The organism is Streptomyces sp. ITFR-6 (assembly GCF_031844725.1).
GTDB lineage: Bacteria > Actinomycetota > Actinomycetes > Streptomycetales > Streptomycetaceae > Streptomyces.
The window spans coordinates 8,305,809-8,322,315 of the sequence record NZ_CP134612.1 but is presented as its reverse complement, the minus strand read 5'-3'; the positions used below and the strand labels follow the sequence as shown (position 1 = coordinate 8,322,315).

Annotated in this window: 13 protein-coding genes and 5 pseudogenes; 5 read left to right on the top strand and 13 right to left on the bottom strand. The window is 70.7% G+C overall.

Features of this window, described 5'->3' with window-relative positions:
• Positions 1-28: 28 nt before the first annotated feature.
• From RLT59_RS37660 to RLT59_RS37650, 3 genes are all read right to left on the bottom strand, one after another.
• Complete coding sequence (locus RLT59_RS37660) at positions 29-946, bottom strand: ABC transporter ATP-binding protein (RefSeq protein WP_311307546.1); 918 nt, start codon at positions 944-946, stop codon at positions 29-31.
• Positions 930-1,982, bottom strand: a complete 1,053-nt coding sequence (locus tag RLT59_RS37655) for a taurine ABC transporter substrate-binding protein (protein WP_311307545.1) — start codon at positions 1,980-1,982, stop codon at positions 930-932. The genes RLT59_RS37660 and RLT59_RS37655 overlap by 17 nt, the downstream gene beginning before the upstream one ends.
• Before the next feature lie 101 nt (positions 1,983-2,083).
• The gene (locus RLT59_RS37650) at positions 2,084-2,956 is read right to left on the bottom strand and encodes an ABC transporter permease (RefSeq protein ID WP_311307544.1); all 873 of its coding nucleotides are present in this window, start codon (positions 2,954-2,956) and stop codon (positions 2,084-2,086) included.
• A gap of 444 nt (positions 2,957-3,400) precedes the next feature.
• Between RLT59_RS37650 and RLT59_RS37645 the strand changes: the two are divergent.
• From RLT59_RS37645 to RLT59_RS37635, 3 genes and pseudogenes are all read left to right on the top strand, one after another.
• A pseudogene (locus tag RLT59_RS37645) lies at positions 3,401-4,694 on the top strand (IS256 family transposase).
• Positions 4,695-4,874: 180 nt separating this feature from the next.
• Positions 4,875-6,002 (top strand): glycosyltransferase, encoded by a 1,128-nt coding sequence (locus tag RLT59_RS37640; RefSeq protein WP_311307543.1) that lies wholly within the window; start codon positions 4,875-4,877, stop codon positions 6,000-6,002.
• Positions 6,003-6,171: 169 nt separating this feature from the next.
• Positions 6,172-7,707: pseudogene (locus tag RLT59_RS37635) on the top strand (hypothetical protein).
• Here RLT59_RS37635 and RLT59_RS37630 read toward each other — a convergent pair.
• The 3 genes and pseudogenes from RLT59_RS37630 to RLT59_RS37620 form a co-directional block, all read right to left on the bottom strand.
• The gene (locus RLT59_RS37630; RefSeq protein ID WP_311307542.1) at positions 7,646-8,146 is read right to left on the bottom strand and encodes a LysR substrate-binding domain-containing protein; all 501 of its coding nucleotides are present in this window, start codon (positions 8,144-8,146) and stop codon (positions 7,646-7,648) included. The pseudogene RLT59_RS37635 and the gene RLT59_RS37630 overlap by 62 nt on opposite strands.
• Positions 8,094-8,246 (bottom strand): annotated as a pseudogene (locus RLT59_RS37625) (LysR family transcriptional regulator); the annotation flags it as partial. The pseudogene RLT59_RS37625 and the gene RLT59_RS37630, both read right to left, overlap by 53 nt.
• 210 nt (positions 8,247-8,456) lie before the next feature.
• Positions 8,457-8,561 (bottom strand): helix-turn-helix domain-containing protein, encoded by a 105-nt coding sequence (locus tag RLT59_RS37620; protein ID WP_311307541.1) that lies wholly within the window; start codon positions 8,559-8,561, stop codon positions 8,457-8,459.
• Between the two features lie 151 nt (positions 8,562-8,712).
• Between RLT59_RS37620 and RLT59_RS37615 the strand changes: the two genes are divergently transcribed.
• Positions 8,713-9,207: a helix-turn-helix domain-containing protein gene (locus RLT59_RS37615; protein WP_311307540.1), complete on the top strand. Its 495-nt coding sequence runs from the start codon at positions 8,713-8,715 to the stop codon at positions 9,205-9,207.
• Positions 9,204-10,521 (top strand): annotated as a pseudogene (locus tag RLT59_RS37610) (MFS transporter). Before RLT59_RS37615 ends, RLT59_RS37610 begins: the two are co-directional and overlap by 4 nt.
• Here the strand turns inward: RLT59_RS37610 and RLT59_RS39560 are convergent.
• The 7 genes and pseudogenes from RLT59_RS39560 to RLT59_RS37575 form a co-directional block, all read right to left on the bottom strand.
• Positions 10,509-11,195 (bottom strand): YbhB/YbcL family Raf kinase inhibitor-like protein, encoded by a 687-nt coding sequence (locus RLT59_RS39560; RefSeq protein WP_399126787.1) that lies wholly within the window; start codon positions 11,193-11,195, stop codon positions 10,509-10,511. The pseudogene RLT59_RS37610 and the gene RLT59_RS39560 overlap by 13 nt on opposite strands.
• Positions 11,077-11,645 (bottom strand): annotated as a pseudogene (locus tag RLT59_RS37600) (isochorismatase family cysteine hydrolase). Before RLT59_RS37600 ends, RLT59_RS39560 begins: the two are co-directional and overlap by 119 nt.
• The gene (locus tag RLT59_RS37595) at positions 11,642-13,471 is read right to left on the bottom strand and encodes an MFS transporter (RefSeq protein ID WP_311307538.1); all 1,830 of its coding nucleotides are present in this window, start codon (positions 13,469-13,471) and stop codon (positions 11,642-11,644) included. The pseudogene RLT59_RS37600 and the gene RLT59_RS37595 overlap by 4 nt, the downstream one beginning before the upstream one ends.
• Positions 13,472-13,508: 37 nt before the next feature.
• Positions 13,509-13,958, bottom strand: a complete 450-nt coding sequence (locus RLT59_RS37590) for a MarR family winged helix-turn-helix transcriptional regulator (RefSeq protein ID WP_311307537.1) — start codon at positions 13,956-13,958, stop codon at positions 13,509-13,511.
• A gap of 189 nt (positions 13,959-14,147) precedes the next feature.
• A complete protein-coding gene (locus RLT59_RS37585; RefSeq protein ID WP_311307536.1) occupies positions 14,148-14,561 on the bottom strand; it encodes an SRPBCC family protein in 414 nt (137 codons plus the stop codon).
• Positions 14,558-15,547, bottom strand: a complete 990-nt coding sequence (locus tag RLT59_RS37580; RefSeq protein WP_311307535.1) for an aldo/keto reductase — start codon at positions 15,545-15,547, stop codon at positions 14,558-14,560. Before RLT59_RS37580 ends, RLT59_RS37585 begins: the two co-directional genes overlap by 4 nt.
• A 50-nt stretch (positions 15,548-15,597) precedes the next feature.
• Positions 15,598-16,380: an aldo/keto reductase gene (locus RLT59_RS37575; protein WP_399126784.1), complete on the bottom strand. Its 783-nt coding sequence runs from the start codon at positions 16,378-16,380 to the stop codon at positions 15,598-15,600.
• Positions 16,381-16,507: the final 127 nt, after the last annotated feature.

The following is a 16,507-nucleotide window of genomic DNA, read 5'->3' as shown; positions in this document are numbered from 1 at the left end:
TTCTCTCCTCCGGTTCGGCGGGGTGCGGTCAGCGGGCGGCGTTGCGTACGGCTGTTCCGATCTCGGCGCGCAGCGCGGCGTACTCGGGCAGGCCGCGCAGGTCGTCGGGGGCGACGCCGGTTCGGGGCAGGCCGATGGGGATGTCGAGGGCGACGGTTCCCGGCCTGTCGGAGAGGACGACGGTGCGGGTGCCGAGGAAAACGGCCTCGTCGACGCTGTGCGTGACGAAGACCGAGGTGGTTCCGGTCTGCGCGCTGACCGTCCGGAGATCTTCCTGAAGCCGCTCGCGGGTGAGCGCGTCGAGCGCGGCGAACGGCTCGTCGAGCAGCAGGAGCCGCTTGCCGCCCGCGAGTGCGCGGGCGATGGCGACGCGCTGTTGCTGGCCTCCGGATATCTGCCAGGTGCGGCGGTCGGCGGTGTCGGCCAGCCCGACCCGCTCCAGCAGTTCGGCGATGCGGCCGGCACGTTCGGCCTGCGGAACGCGGGCGTACTTCAATGCTTGAGCGATGTTGTCGCCGACCGTGCGCCAGGGGAAGAGCCGAGGCTGTTGGAACACGATTCCCGCCTGTCGGCCGGGTTCGGGGGTCTCGCCGTTGACGGTGACCGTCCCCTCGGTGGCCCGCTCGAAGCCCGCGATCAGCCGCAGCAGGGTGCTCTTGCCGCACCCGGACGGGCCGACGAGAACGAGGAACTCGCCGGCCGGGATCTCCAGCGTGACCGGTCCGAGCGCGGTCACGGCCTCCGCACCACGACCGTACGTATGGCGGACGTCGTGCACGGAGACAGCCGTCGGCGCCGGCTCCGCGCCCTCCGCAGCGGCCCGTTCGGTACGCGTGGCACCGGTCGGGTCGTCCTTCTCCACGGCAGGGGCCGCTGCTCCATCGACGTGGGCGGCGTCCTCGTCGGCGTCGCGGCTGTCCTTGTCGATGTCAGGGAGAGACGGCATCGGTGAGCCCTTCGACGTAGACGGACTTGCGCAGCGTGTCGAGGTCGGGTGCCGCGTCGATCTGCTTCTGGTCGACCAGGAACTGCGCGGCGCTCCGCAGGTTGTCCGCCAGCCCGCCGACTTTGCCCGGGGTGCCGAGCCACTTGGCGTCCGCCTGGTCGGCAGGCTTGAGGAAGATGCCCTGTTTGATCTGTGCGGCCGCTTCGCCGGGGCTGATACCGAGCTGCTTGCCCACGGCGGTGGAGGCCGCTGTGGGATCGTCGTGAATGAGGTCGAGCGCCTGGGCCTGCGCCTTCCGCCAGGCGGGCAGCGCATCCGGGTGGGCCTTGATGAAGGCGGTGGAGGCGACCCCGAGGTCGAGGGTGGGATGTCCGGACGCGGCGAGCTCGCGGCTGGAGACGAGCACCTTGCCGGTCTTCTTCAGCTCGTCGAGGGTCGGCAGCCAGACGTACGAGGCGTCGATGTCACCACGCGTCCAGGCTGCCAGGATGTCCTGCGGCTCAAGGTCGAGGAGCTGGACCTTCGAGGCGTCCACGCCTGCCTTGTCGAGAGCGGCCAGCAGGCTGTAGTGGGAGGTGGAGCTGAACGGGGTCGCCACCTTGTGCCCTTCCAGGTCCTTGACCGAGGAGATCTTGGAGCCGTTGCGGGCGACCAGGGCCTCGTTCTCCCCGGCCACATCCAGTACCCAGGTGACCTGGTAGGGGATGTTCAGCGGCTTCGAGAGCCCTCGGGCGACCGGGCTCGACCCGATGGCGGCGAGGTCCACGGCCCCTGCGACGAAGGCGGTGTTGATGCTGGCGCCGGAGTCGAATTTGGTCCACTTGATCGTGTAGTCCGGCAGCGCCTTCTCCAGCCACCCCTTCTCCTTGACGATCAAGTCACCGCTGGGGAAGGCCTGGTAGGCGATCCGTATGGTCTTGCCGCCGCCCTTTCCCTCCTCCCCGGAACCGCCCTGGCCGCACGCGGTCATTACCAGCAAGGCTCCCAGTGCCGCCGCGAGCGAGGAGGTGCGGAGCCAACCGCGTGTTCTGGGCATATGCGTGTCCTTCTGACGAGTACGAGCATGAGTACGAGCGGGAAGAGAAGGGGTACGAAATGAGGGAAGCGGTACGCGGAAGAGTGGTACTCGGCCCCCGGTCATGCGTGCCGCCGCCACGGTGCGAGCCGGTTCTCCAGCCCCCGCAGCACTGCGTCGATGAGCAGGCCGGAGATGCCGATGGCGAAGAGGCCGAGGACGACGGTGTCGGACTGGTTGTAGCGCTGGGCGTCGCGGATCATTCCGCCGATCCCCGGCAGCCCGTTCACCGTCTCCGCGGCCACCACCGAGGAGTACGCGATGCCGAAGGCGAGGCGGACGCCGATGAGGATCTCGGGCAGTGCAGAAGGCAGGACGACGGAGGCGACGACCTGTCCGCGCCGGGCCCCGATCGCGCGGGCGGCCTCCACCAGTGCGGTCGGCGCGGACGCCACGGCCGACGCGGTGGCCACCGCGACCGGCGGCATCGCCGCGATGGCCAGCAGCCAGAGCTTGGGCGCCTCGTCGATGCCGAACCAGATGATCAGCAGGCTGAAGTAGGCGAGCGGTGGCAGCGTGCGCAGGAACGCGACCGCGGGCTCAAGCACGACCCGTACCCACGGCAGCGTGCCCATGAGGAGCCCGATGACGAGCCCTGCGACTACCCCCGCACCGGCGCCGATGAGGATGCGGCGCAGGCTTACGCCGAGGTGTTCGATCAGGGTGTGTCCCTGATAGCCGCGCACCCCGTCGTGGGTCCCCGAGGTCTCCAGCAGCGCCCGCCACACGGCGCCGGGCGACGGCACCAGTACCGGTGACCACAGCTGGAGCGAGACCACCAGCTGCCACAGAGCGAGAAGAGCGACGAGCGCCAGCGACCGGAGCCCCACCCGGCGCCACCGAGCGGCGCGTTCAGGCCGGCGATCGACCCGGGCCTGCTCGCTGGACGGGCCCGACTCCGCGGACCGCTCCTGTACAGATATGGGCATGGACATGAAGAGCTCTCCGGTGGCATGGAGTGGCGCCGGGCCTGGGGACAGATCGGCAGGGCGAGTTGCGCGGACACAGCTGGATGGGGGCACGCCGAACGCGCGAGGCCCGCGGCCTATCGGGAGGGGAGATCAGTACGGCCCGTGAGCTTCACGGGGACGTCACTCAGGCATCGCTGTGGACGCCGCGGCAGGCTTCAACAGGAAGCGCTGGAAACGCGGCAGAGATCGATGTGGAGACACTCCACCAGAAGACGATCGCCTGTCACGCCAGTCTTTCTAGCACAGCGGCCGGAGCGACACCAGGAGGCCGCCGAGGACTGAGACGCCCACGGGAAGGCATCAGCCGGTATGTACGGACTTTGTCGCTTCGTCGGAACCCTCGCCCGGGCGGCGAGCGGCGGGACTGTAAAACGTTCGGTGTAACTCCCGATCATGGAAGATGCATCGATGACCAGCAACAACGTGACCGAGGCCGAGACTGTCGAGCCGTCTGAACCGGTGCCGCCGAAGTCTGTGGATGACCGGCTGATCGACGAGCTCGTGGGCCGGGCTCAGGCCGAGGGCCTGCAGCTGACCGGCGAGGGCGGGCTGCTCCAGCAGCTGACGAAGCGACTCCTGGAGTCCGCTCTCGAGGGTGAGATCACCGACCACCTCGGCTATGACAAGCACGATCCTGCCGGGAAGAACGGCGGCAACAGCCGCAACGGGACCCGAGCCAAGACCGTGCTGACCGACGTCGGCCCGGTGGAGATAACCGTGCCCCGCGACCGCGAGGGTTCCTTCGAGCCGAAGATCGTCAAGAAGCGCCAGAAGCGCCTTTCCGGCGTCGACGAGATGGTCATCTCGCTCGCCGCGAAGGGCCTGACGACCGGTGAGGTCCAGGCCCACCTGTCCGAGGTCTATGGCGCCGAGGTGTCCCGTCAGACGATCTCCACGATCACCGACAAGGTCCTCGAAGGCATGGCCGAATGGCAGAACCGGCCCCTGGACTCAGTCGATCCGGTGGTCTTCATCGACGCTATCCACGTGAAGATCCGCGACGGCGCCGTGGCGAACCGGCCCATCTACGTTGCCCTGGCCGTCACGGCCGAGGGCCGGCGGGACATCCTCGGGCTGTGGGCCGGCGACGGCGGCGAGGGTGCCAAGCACTGGATGCACATCCTCACCGAGATCAAGAACCGCGGAGTGAACGACGTCCTCATGCCCGTCTGCGACGGGCTCAAGGGCCTGCCCGAGGCAGTCGAGGCCGTCTGGCCCCGCACCACCCGTCCAGACCTGCGTGGTCCACCTGCTGCGGAACTCCTTCCGCTATGCAGCCCGCCAGGACCGGGACAAGATCGCCAAGGTACTCAAGCCCGTCTACACCGCGGCGACCGAGGAGGCCGCACTCGAGCGGTTCGCGGAGTTCGCCGACACGTGGGGCAAGAAGTATCCAGCGATCGTCCGGCTCTGGGAGAACGCCTGGGAGGAGTTCACTCCCTTCCTCCGCTTCGACACCGAGATCCGACGCATCGTCTGCACCACCAACGCGATCGAGTCCGTGAACGCGCGGATCCGACGGGCGGTGAAAGCCCGCGGCCACTTCCCGAACGAGCAGGCCGCCCTGAAGCGCGTCTACATGGCGATCATGTCGCTGGACCCGACCGGCAAGGGCCAGGCCCGCTGGACCATGCGCTGGAAGACAGCCTTGAACGCCTTCGACATCACCTTCGACGGCCGACTCTCCGCAGCACGCCAGTAACCCTCAACAACCCTCAACAACCCGAGTTACACCGCTCGTTTGACAGACCCGCCGCAGTAGGCGCACCGGCTCCGCACCGTTGCCCCCGGCTGCATGTTCCCGCCGGACGGCCTGCTGCGCGGACTCCGCCCGCGACCGGCGCCAGTAGCCCGGGGGCGGCGCAGCCCTTAGCCTCACCCGATGCGCATCCTGTTCACGTTCATCGGCGGCAGCGGCCACTTCCGACCTCTGATCCCGGTGGCCCGAGCAGCTCGGGCCGCAGGACACACGGTCGCTTTCGCCGGTGCGGGTGGGAGGGGCCCCGAGATCGCGGCCGCCGGGTTCACCGCGTTCGCCACGAGCGAGCCGCGCGGACGTGCGGAAGTTGCGGAGGCCTCGGAACGCCGGACGGTGGAGACACCCGATCCGGAGGCGGATGTGCGGCACCTCGCGGAGGGCTTCGCCCGGCGCGGGGCACGGCGGCATGCCGCGGCCGTTCTTGAACACGCCCGTGCCTGGAAGCCCGATGTCCTGGTGCGTGACGAGGTCGACTCCGGCTCCGCGATCGCGGCCGAGTCGCTCGCCGTTCCCTGCGCGACCGTCCTCGTGCTCGCGGCCGGGGGCTTTCTGCGCAGGGAAGTCGTCGCAGAGCCGCTGCACGAGCTGCGATCCGCCTACGGCCTGCGGCCGGACCCCGAACTCGCCATGCTGGACCGGCACCTGGTGCTGTCGCCGTTCCCGCCGGGCTTCCGGGACCCCCGCTTCCCTTTGCCGGCCCACACCTTCTCGTTCCGGCCGACGGCCGTCGGTCCGGTCGGCACCGCGCCCCGTACGCCTACCGTGTACTTCACCCTCGGCACCGTGAACAACACCACTGACCTGTTCGCCCGGGTCCTGGCCGGACTCCAGGCGCTTCCCGTCAACGTGGTCGTGACCGTCGGTGGGCGCGTCGATCCCGCAGAGCTCGGGCCGCTGCCCGGCCACGTCCGGGTCGAACGGTTCATTCCTCAGGAGCTGCTGCTGCCGCGGTGCGATCTGGTCGTCTCGCACGCGGGCTCCGGCAGCCTGATGGGGGCGCTCGCCCACGGTCTGCCGTCGGTCCTGCTCCCCCTCGGCGCGGACCAGCCGTACAACGCGCGGCGGTGCGCCGAACTCGGTGCGGCCCAGGTTCTGGACCCGGTCACCGTCACCCCGGAGGAAGTGCGCTTGTCCGTTTCGGCCGCACTCGGCGACGTCGCCTACCGCCGCGCCGCCGAGCGGATCGGAGAGGAGATCAACGCGCTACCGGGACCCGAGCAGACGGTTCCCCTGCTCGAAGCGCTCCATTGACCGGTATTCGGGCGTTCCCGACAACGCGGCGAGGTGGTGCAGCCGACGTCGCGCGCCCGCCGGGGATCGCGGAACAGCCCTCACGCGCCGGAGCGACGGTGGCCGCGGTTTCGGTGCCGGTCAGCTGCCGGTTGTGGGGGCGATCGCGGGGCGGGCAGTATGGGCTGCCGTGTGCGGCCTCGCCGTCAACGCGGCTCTGCCCCCCGAGCTGGTGCAGCGCCTGATCGCGGTGGCGGACGCGGACATCGCCGAGAGCCTGGCCGCCGTGCCGACCTCAGCCCCGAGCAGGCGGTCGCCCTGGCCGCCCGGGTCGAGGAGAGTGCTGAACGACTCGCGTACGAGGGTCTGCTGACCGCCGCCGACATCGATCCCGTCACGCAGCCGGACGCAGCGCTCGCCCTGCTCGACCGGCGTGCCGGGGATCCGGAGTGGGCACGGCTCCTCGCCACGGACCCGGATGTGCGACGCCGGGAGAAGCTGGCCGCCTGCCCCGGGCTTCCGGACGACGTACGGGAGACGCTCGCCTCGGACCCGGACATCCGGGTCGTCGCGGAACTGGCGCTGTGGACAACAGCCGGCCTGGCGGCCCGGCTCGCCCGTCATCCTCACGCGGAGGTCCGCCTCGCGGCCGCGGCGAACGAGGCCACGCCACCGGACCTGCTGGCCGCGCTCGCCACCGGTGAAGGGCTTCCCCCGGCGGAACGCTGCCTGGTCTGCGACAGCGTGGAGACACCCTTCGTGCACGATCCGCACTGCCCCCGGCCCGACTGCGCTCTGCGGTCCGGCGCCTCCTTCGACGGCTCCCACGAATCCACCGTCCATGAAACGGCCGAGCGGGTGCTGCGGAATCCCGCCGCGCCGGTCGAGGCTCTCCTCCGGTTCGCCGGCCACCCCTCCATGATGCTGCGCTGGGCGCTCGCAGCCCACCCCGGCCTGCCGCCGAAGACCGGGCTGAGGCTCGCCGACGATCCCGTTCCCGGAGTCCGGGCCGAACTCGCGGAGAACCCGGCGATCGGCACGGCGCTCATCCGGAAGCTGGCCGCTGACCACGGCCACGATGTGCAGCGCACACTCGCGCACAACCCCCGGGTGCCGCTGGACGTACTTCCCCGGCTCGCGGCCGCCGTCAGGATCGGACCGACGCTGCTGCCGCGGATATCCGCCGCCACCGCCTCCGAGACCGAGGATCTGTCCCGCTCGTCGCATCCCTCGGTACGGATGTTCCTGGCCCAACGACGCGATCTGCCGGCCGGGGTCCGTGACAGGCTGGCCGCCGACCCCGACGCGAAGGTGGTCAAGTCCATAGCGCCGCACCCGGGCCTGTCGGAGGATCAGCTGCGGACCATGATCGGACGGCACGGAGTCCAGGTCATGGCCGGGGTGGCGGCCAATCCGGACACACCGCCGGCCCTGCTCGAAGAGCTGCCCCGCCACGATCCACCGGCCCGCAGAGCACTGCGTGAGATCGCCCGGCACCGCAACGCGACGGGTCCGGCACTGCTCGCCTGCTCACCGACAGCCGGGCCCGGCCCCTGGCCGCCCGCCATCCGGCCCTTCCGCCCCGGACCGTGGTCGAACTGCTCGCCGACGACGCCGGCAGGTGGTGGAGGCTGCCGCCGCCAACCCCTCGCTGCCTGCGGCGGTCATGAGAGATCTGGTACCCCGAGCCGGGCGGACTCCCGCAGCGCCCGCAGCCCGTCACTGACCAGAGGCGTGTTCCCCCCGCCGCGCCGGACGAAGCCGACCAGCCGCCGCGTCGGCACCACGTCGCCGGTCAACGGCACGCGTACGAGCTGATGACCCCGGGGGAACGTCGCGAGGCGCGGCAGCAGGCAGATTCCGTGGCCGCCGGCCACCAGCGCCGCGATCGCGGACCAGTCGACCGCGTTGTGGGTGACACGGGGTGAGAAGCCCGCTGCCGCGCACGCCGAGGTGAGCAGCAGGTGCTGGTCCCGGGGGTCGCCGGCGCGGAGCCAGGTCTCGGTGTCCGCCTCGTGCAGTTCGACCGAGGCGCGGCCGGCGAAGGAGCAGCCGCGGCACCAGGAGATCCTGCGGCTCCTGGAGCAGCAGGTGCTGCTCGAAGCGTTCGTCGTCGGCGGAAGGTGTGCCGGGGGCGGGAATGACGACGGCGATGTCGCGCTCACGGGTCAGCAGCATCCGGAAGCGGTCGGCCTCCGGATCCTCACCGATGTAGTACGTCATCCCCGGGTGCCAGGAGAGCAGCCGGGCGACGGCCGGTACCACCAGGGGGCCGAGCGCCGTGGCAACCGACGTGATACGCAGGTCACCCGGGCCGTTGTTCCGGTGCGCGGCCAGGTCTGCGGCGGCCCGCTCCCACTGCGCGTGCAGGACATCCGCGTGTTCGACGAGTGTGCGGGCGGCGGGCGTGAGCCGGACCCGGCGGCCGTCCGGTTCGAGCAGACGCACATTCAGCTCGGCGGCGAGACGGCGCAGCTACTGAGAGACGGTGGAGGGGGTGAGGTGCAGGGACTCCGCCGCGGCAGTGACGGTACCGGTCCCGGCAAGTACCCGGAGGGTCTGCAGACGCGGGTCGATCATGTGGCTTCCTCACACGATTCCGTGCACAACTCTTCGATGGACGCGAACGATCGTAGTCCTCCAGTCTGAATGTCGGATCGGTTCTCTCAACTGGTTCTCGCGGCGCTGTCGTCACCCGCCCGTCGAAGGAGCAGCTGAACCATGATCAAAGATGTCGTTGCGCGCCGTCTCCAGCCTCACGCGCCACCGGATCATGGCCGTGCTCCGCTTCGAACCGGCGACGATCACGCAGATCGCCGGGCGGGTGGGCCTCGCGAAGGGGAGTTCCAGCTATCACGTGCGGCTGCTTGAGCGGGCCGGTCTGGTGAAGGTCGTACGGACGCGGAAGGTCCGGGGCGTCACCGAGCGGTACTACGCGATGGCCGCGCGGGCGATCGTGCTGCCGGATCCGGGGACCGGACAGCCTGATGTGCTGATGCGGCATGCGGTGGCGGACCTGGAAGCGGCACCCGTGGATGGCGAGCGGTATGTGCGGATGGCTCATCTGCGGCTCACGGAGGAGCAGTTCACGGAACTGGGGGCGAGGCTGGAGGAGCTGGCCGACGAGTACCGGCAGCTGTCGGATCCGGCGCTGCCGGACGTGTCGCTGGCCTTCGCGCTGTTCCGGCCGGGGCCGCGCGAGCAGGCCGAGGGGGACGCCAAGTGACCTCGGACGTGAGAAAGCTGCCGACCGAGTTCGGGCGGCTGTGGACCGCTCAGACCGTTTCCTCGCTCGGTGACGGAGTGACGCATGCCGCGCTGCCGCTGCTCGCGTTGACGCTGACACGGGATCCGATGGCACTCGCCGTCGTCACGGCCGCCGGGACGCTGCCGTGGCTGCTCTTCGGGGTGGTCGGCGGCGCGCTGATGGACCGCTGGGACCGCCGCCGCACGATGTGGATCGCGGACACGGCCCGTGCGGCGCTGCTCGTGATACCGGCGGCGGCCGCGGTGCTCGACGTGTTGAGCATTCCGCTGCTCGCGGCGGTCGCCTTCCTGCTCGGCCTCGGCGGACTCTTCTTCGACACGGCCGCCACGGCCTACCTGCCCGGTCTGCTCGGCCGCGACCCCGCCCACCTGGAGCGCGCCAACTCCCGGCTGCGCGGTGCCCAGACCGCCATGTCCGGATTCGCGGGTCCGCCCGCGGGCAGTGCGCTGCTGGCGCTCGGCCGGTCGGTTCCGCTGGTCGCCGACGCGGTGTCGTTCGCGCTCTCCGCGCTGCTCGTACGGTCGCTGCCCGCCGTGCCCCGGCCTGCCGGGGGCGTCCGCGCGTCACTGCTCCGGGAGGCACGGGACGGGGCCTCGTACGTGTTCCGGGACCGGTTGCTGCTCGGGCTCGCGCTCCGTCCGGCGGTCGGGAACGTGGCCTTCCTCGCCGTGGAGACCGTGCTCGCTCTCTTCGCGCACGACCGTCTAGGCATCGGCACCTTCGGCTTCGGCCTGCTGCTCACGGCGGAGGCCGCCGGCGGGCTGCTCGGGGCGGGCATCGCCTCCTTCCTCGGCAGGCGGCTCGGCACCGGCACCGCGCTGACCTGTACGGCCGCGGTCGAGGGCCTTGCCGTCCTGGGGCTTGCCGCCGCCCCGAATCCGTACGTGGCCGGGTTCGCGCTCGCCGTCTGCGGGGCGGGCATGGGCGCCACGATGGTGCTCGCGCCCTCCCTCCGGCAGGCGATCGTCCCGGCCCACCTGATGGGGCGGGTCGCCTCCACCTCCCGCATGCTCGCGATGTGCGCGGCCCCGTTCGGCGCCTTCGCCGGAGGATGGCTGGCCACCTCGTACGGTGTCCGCACCCCGCACCCCGCTCTACGCCGCCGCCGGAGTTCTCCTCACCATGACGGCCCTCACCGCCTCCATGACCGGCAACCGCCGGGTCGAGGCCGCGCTGCGGGGCGCCGAGCCGGCCGGCGGCCCGGATCGGCCGGTATCCGGGAGCCGTGACCCTGTCGCGGAGATGCCGCATGCCGGCGGTCAGCGTTCGTAGGTGCCGGTCGGCCGGCCCCGGGCGAGGACGGGCGCGGTGACGGCGCCCAGGAGTGCCCGGGGCCGTGTCCGGTCGGCCGCCGCGCCGAGGGCGCCGTCCGCAGTGGCCCCGAGGGCGAACAGCTGGAAGGTGTAGCGGTGTGGTCCGTGGCCCTTGATGGGCGCGGGGCCGTGGTAGCCGCGTCCGATGGTGGAACGGAGCACCCGCACCCCGGTCGCCGGCCGCCGCGCGTCGAGGGCGCCGGGGCCGAGGTCCCCCGATGCCGGGTCGACGAGAGCGACGCAGTGCACGGCGGGTCTGGGCAGGGGGACGTCGATGTCCTCCACCACCAGGAGGAGTTGGGCAGTACCGGGTGGCGGCGCCGTCCAGGCCAGGTGGGGGGGGAGAGATTCTCGCCGCCGATGTTCTTCGCACCGTGTCGCGGTGGCATGGCATCGCCGTGGGCGAAGTGCCGGCTGGTGAGGGTCAGCGGTGCGGGGCTCTGGAGATTCGGCAGGTTCCACGCCGTATGGGCCTCGCCCGCTCTGCGGTTGTGCAGGAGCCGGCCGAGCAGCGTCATCGTGCCGCCTCGACCATGGCGACGACCTCGGCGGTGATGGCGGTTTCACCGATCTTGGGAAAGACGCGTTCGATGCTGTGGCGGTGGGCGTCGGGGTCGGGGTCGCACATGGCATCGGTGGCCATGACGATGTGGTAGCCGTAGTCGGAGGCAGAGCGTGCGGTCGACTCGACGCCCGCGCTGGTCGAGATGCCCGCGAGGACGGTCTGGGTGATGCCCAGGTCTCGCAGGAGGGTGTCGAGTCCGGTGTCGTGGAACGCGCTGCGCCGCCGCTTGGTGATCAGGTGGTCGGCCGGCTGGACATCGAGTTCGTCGATGAGGTCCGCCCAGCCGGCGGGCCGGGCGCGTCGTTCCCGGACCGTCCGGCGTCGGTACGTCCCGAGGCGCGTCCGGTGACGTTGACGAGGACCACGGGCAAGTTGTGGCGTCGGAAGGAGGCGGCCGGCCGGGTCGCCTGTTCGACGGCGGTGGCGGCGAGTGGGCTGCCGGCCAGGGCGGAGACGATGCCCTTCTGCAGGTCGATCTCGACGAGTGCGGGCCTGGGATCGATCGTAGTCAGTGTCATGCGGTTGGTTCTCCTGTGGATGCCGGCCCGTTGCCGGGCCGGAGGGCTCGATGGTCGCGGCCGCTGAACCACCCCTGCGGTCGTGCGAGGGGGGCGTCGGTCGGGGTCTCGTGCGGAGCCGGGGCCTTGGACGCGGGGCTGCTGCCGCGCAGAGCGGAGGCGATCGCGGCGAGCAGGGCGAGGGCGGCGCCGAAGGCGAACACGATGATCAGGCCGGAGCGGAAGGGGCCGGCGATCAGGGACGGGAAGAACTCGCGTCCGGTCAGGGCCTGTTGCTGCGCCTCGGTGAGGTGGGCGAGAGCGCCGGTGGGCTGGAGCAGGTGCTGGATGGGATTGACGCCCAGCTGTGCGGCGAAGAGCGAGGAGACCGGGGGCAGGCTGCCGACCTGGCCGGCGACGTGCGCCGGCACGCCTTGCTGCTGCAGTGCGCCGGTCAGCGTGTGCGGGAGGCTGCCGGCCAGCCCGGCGATCATGAGGGAGAAGAACACGCCGATGGAGACAGCGGTGCCGGAGTTCTGGAATGTGGCGCGCATGCCGGAGGCGACGCCACGCAGCCGGGCGGGCACACTGCCCATGATCGAGGAGGAGTTGGGGGAGGCGAACATGCCGCTGGCGATCCCGTTCAGCGTGATCAGCACAGCGAATATCCAGTAACTGAAGTCGATCGGCAGGAACATCAGCCCCAGGAAGCTCGCTCCGAACAGCAGCGCGCCGCCGGTGGCCAGGCCCCGGGAGCCGATCCGGTCGGACAGATGGCCGGAGACGGGCCCGGCGGCGAGAAATCCGGCCGTCAGCGGCAGCATGAAGATGCCGGCCCACAGGGGCGTGTCGCTGTAGTCGTAGCCGTGCAACGGCAGCCAGATGCCTTGCAGCCAGATGATCGGTACCAACTGCATTCCGCCTCGGCCGATCGAGATGGCCAGGCCCGCCAGGTTGCCGAAGGTGAAGGCCCGGAGGCGGAACAGGCTCAGTTCGATCATGGGCGCGAAGGCACGGTTCTCGATGGCGACGAACGCCGCCAGCAGGATCAGTCCCCCGGCTATCAGTCCGTCAGCCAGCGGATGGGTCCAGCCCATGGTGTGCCCGCCGTAGGGCTGGAGGCCGAAGGTGACCGCGATCAGGACCGCGCTGAGTCCGACCGCGAAGGTGATGTTGCCCCACCAGTCGATCCGGCCGCCGCCGTGCTTTCCGGTCTCCCGCAGGGTGCGGTAGGCCCAGACCGTGAAGAACACTCCGACCGGCACGTTCACCCAGAACACGGCCCGCCAGTCCCAGGCCGCCAGCAGTCCCCCGGCGACCAGGCCGATGAACATCCCGGCCAGGGCGGCGACCTGGTTGATGCCCAGGGCGAAGCCGCGCTGTTCCTCGGGGAACGCGTCGGTCAGGATCGCGGCCGAGTTCGCCGTCAGCATCGAGCCGCCGACGGCCTGCAACAGGCGCCAGGCGATCAGCCACATCGCTCCGTGGCCCCCGTCGAACGGGTCGAAGGACAGCAGTACCGAGGCGAAGGTGAAGACCGCGAACCCGGAGTTGTAGATCAGGACCCGGCCGTACATGTCGCCCAGTCGCCCCACCGTGACCACCAGGACGGCCTGGACCAGCTGGTACCCCATGATCATCCACAGCAGGTAGGCGATGTTGCCCGGGGCCAGCGGGTCCAGGTGCACACCCCTGAAGATGGCCGGCAGGGCGATCAGCACGATGGAGCCGTCCAACGCGGACATGAAGACCGCGGCGGTCGTATTCGTCAGCGCTGTCCACTTGTACCGGTCACCGGGCGAGCTGCGGGTGGCGCTCGTGGCGCGCGTCCCGGCTGGGTCCGTCATCCGTCTGACTCCTCGTGGTCGCGTCGGTGCCAGATGTTCAGATGTTCTGGGCCAGCCGGTCCAGCAGTGGTCCCGCCGCCGCGAGCTGCTCCAGCTCGGCCGGAGTGAACGCGCCACCGGCCAGCGCCTGGGCGATGAGCTCGGTGCGCGCGTTGCGCTTGTCCCGCAGCTCGCGCCGGCCGGCCTCACCCACCGTCAGCACCACGCGCCTGCCGTCGTCCGGGTCGGGGCTGCGCTCGACCAGGCCCCGGGACCTCAGCGCGGCGAGCGTCGCCCCCATGGCCTGGGCGGTGATCTGTACTTCCCGGGCCAGCGCGGAGGAGGTGGTGGGCCCCGAACGCTCCAGATGCGACAGAGCGGTCCGCTCCGGCATCGTGAGCCCACCCCCGGTGGGCACCTGCCGCACCCGCCGCAACAGCGCTCCGACGCCCACGAGCAGGGAGGCGGCGACCTTTCCGGGGTCCAGGTCTTCGTTATCTTCGTTCACATACTAAGGCTACCTTATCAAGCGGCCTTAGTATTTGTCGTGTCACAGAAGCGGATCACGTTGCCGAAATCGCACAGCACCGCGTCGAAAGCCCTGCGGAGGGATGAGAGGTCGTCACCGCCCCTGGGGAGCACAGGGGCGGTGAGCGGCTGGTGTCTCAGGTGTCCTTGTTCCGGAGTGCCCGCCGGGTCAGGCGGCGAGGGTCTTCTCCAGCGCGGCGAGTCCGTCGCGGTAGATGCCCTCGAAGAGGGCGGTCGCCTCGTCGTCGGCGACTCCGTCCGGCGTGAACGTTCCCGACCACTCCACCCTGGACCCCGCCGCGCCCAGGTCGACGACCCGGAGCGTGGAGCGGTAGTCCGTGACCGGGAAGGGGGCCCGGACTATGGAGTAGGCGTAGCTGCGGGCCTGCTCGTCGAAGGACTCCAGGCGCTCCACGATGACGCCGCCCTCCTCGTTCGTCAGGGTGCGCAGCCGGGCACCCTCGTCGAGCCGGCTCTCCCTGATGTAGGGGAGCCGGTCCGGAAGGGAGCCGAAGCCGCCGATGAGCTGCCAGACACGGTCCGCGGACCACCCGGTGGTGAGGGTGACGGTGGTGGCGGTCATGACGCTTCCCGCACGGGAACGGGCGCGTCGTGGGCGATGATCTTCTGGTCCCGCAGCGCCCAGAAGGCGTACGGGCCGTTCTCGGTGAGGGCACCGAGGTCCTCGGCTATCCGGCTGGGGCGGGTCGCGCCGGGGATGGCCGCGGCGACGGCCGGGTGCGCCAGGACGAACTGGAGCGCGGCGGACTTGATGCCGATGCCGTGCTCCTGTGCCAGCGCCTTGATCCGGCTCACCTTCTCGACGATGCCGGCGGGCGCCTCGGCGTACTCGTAGTGGTTGCCACCGGCGAGGATGCCGGAGCTGTAGGGGCCGCCGACGACGATGTCGACGTCGCGCTCGGCCGCGGCGGGCAGGAGGCGCTGCAGGGCCCGCGAGTGGTCGAGCAGGGTGTAGCGGCCGGCGAGGAGGAACGCGTCGGGGCGCGGCTCGTCCAGGTCCAGGGTCAGCTCCAGCGGCTCGACCTTGTTGACGCCGAGTCCCCAGGCCTTGATGACCCCCTCCTCGCGCAGCCGGGTCAGGGCGCGGAACGCACCGGTGCGGGCGCTCTCGTACATGGCCAGCCAGTCGTCGCCGTAGAAGTCCTGGGCGATGTCGTGGACCCAGACGATGTCGAGGCGGTCCGTCCTGAGGCGCTTGAGGCTGTCCTCGACGGAGCGCAGGGTCGCGTCGGCGCTGTAGTCGTTGACGATCCTGTTGGGACGCCCGTGCTCGAAGAGGGCGCCCTTCTCTCCGAGTCGGCGGCTCGCGGGGGCCTCGACCTCGTCGAGGATGACCCGGCCGACCTTGGTGGACAGGACGTACTCCTCGCGCGGCTTGTCGGCGAGGCCGGCGCCGTACAGCGGGGCGGTGTCGAAGTAGCGGATGCCCTGGTCCCAGGCGGCCCGCACGGTGGCGGCGGCCTCTTCGTCGGGGATGGCGCGGAACATGTTGCCCAGGGGGGCGGTGCCGAAGCCGATGCGGCCGGGCAGCAGGGAGCGGATGGTCATGGGTGGTGCCTCGATCTGGTGCGTGGGGGTGTGGTGGTGACCGGGGAGGGTCAGTTGAGGGTGTCGGGGTCCGGGCCGGTGCGCAGGGCGCGGTCCAGGGCGGTGAGGGCCTCGATGCCCTCGGTGCTCAGCCGGAAGCCGAAGACGTCGAGGTTCTCGCGGATGCGGGCCTCGGTCACCGACTTGGGGATGACCACGTTGCCGGTCTGCAGGTGCCAGCGCAGGACGATCTGGGCCGGGCTCCTGCCGTGCTTCGCCGCGAGGGAGAGGACCGCCTCGTCGCTCAGGACGGCGCCCTGGGCGAGCGGGCTCCAGGCCTCGGTGGCGATGCCGTGGCGGGCGTGGAAGTCGCGCAGTTCCCGCTGCTGGAGGCCGGGGTGCAGCTCGATCTGATTGACGGCCGGGACGACGGAGGCGCTCTTCAGCAGGCGCTCCAGGTGGGCGGGCTGGAAGTTGGAGACGCCGATGGCGCGGGTGCGCCCGTCCGCGAGGAGCTTCTCCAGGGCGCGCCAGGTCTCGGAGTAGAGGTCGCGGGCCGGGGTCGGCCGGTGGATCAGGTAGAGGTTGACGTGGTCGAGCCCGAGCTTGTCCAGGGAGGCGTCGAAGGCGGCCAGCGCGGAGTCGTAGCCCTGGTCGGCGTTCCACAGCTTGGTGGTGATGAACAGCTCGTAGCGGGCGATGCCGGATTCGACGAGGGCCCGGCCGACGCCCCGCTCGTTGCCGTAGATCGCGGCGGTGTCGATGCTGCGGTATCCGGCGTCGAGGGCCTTGGCGACGGCGGCCGTGGTCTCCTCGTCGGGGACCTGGAAGACCCCGAAGCCGAGCTGCGGCATGGTGACGCCGTTGTTGAGGGTGATGTTCGGGATGGAGCTGATGATGTCTCGTTCCCTCCGGGGGGCACGCGTGCAACAGCGCCTTACAAGCGACAACAATAATTGCATGCGCGGGCTATTGCAAACG

Coding starts and splice junctions, on each gene's coding strand:
- RLT59_RS37660 (WP_311307546.1), bottom strand. CDS start 946: ATGCCGTCTCTCCCTGACATCGACAAGGACAGCCGCGACGCCGACGAG.
- RLT59_RS37655 (WP_311307545.1), bottom strand. CDS start 1,982: ATGCCCAGAACACGCGGTTGGCTCCGCACCTCCTCGCTCGCGGCGGCA.
- RLT59_RS37650 (WP_311307544.1), bottom strand. CDS start 2,956: ATGTCCATGCCCATATCTGTACAGGAGCGGTCCGCGGAGTCGGGCCCG.
- RLT59_RS37640 (WP_311307543.1), top strand. CDS start 4,875: ATGCGCATCCTGTTCACGTTCATCGGCGGCAGCGGCCACTTCCGACCT.
- RLT59_RS37620 (WP_311307541.1), bottom strand. CDS start 8,561: ATGATCGACCCGCGTCTGCAGACCCTCCGGGTACTTGCCGGGACCGGT.
- RLT59_RS37615 (WP_311307540.1), top strand. CDS start 8,713: ATGTCGTTGCGCGCCGTCTCCAGCCTCACGCGCCACCGGATCATGGCC.
- RLT59_RS39560 (WP_399126787.1), bottom strand. CDS start 11,195: ATGCCATGTGCGACCCCGACCCCGACGCCCACCGCCACAGCATCGAAC.
- RLT59_RS37595 (WP_311307538.1), bottom strand. CDS start 13,471: ATGACGGACCCAGCCGGGACGCGCGCCACGAGCGCCACCCGCAGCTCG.
- RLT59_RS37585 (WP_311307536.1), bottom strand. CDS start 14,561: ATGACCGCCACCACCGTCACCCTCACCACCGGGTGGTCCGCGGACCGT.
- RLT59_RS37580 (WP_311307535.1), bottom strand. CDS start 15,547: ATGACCATCCGCTCCCTGCTGCCCGGCCGCATCGGCTTCGGCACCGCC.
- RLT59_RS37575 (WP_399126784.1), bottom strand. CDS start 16,380: ATGCCGCAGCTCGGCTTCGGGGTCTTCCAGGTCCCCGACGAGGAGACC.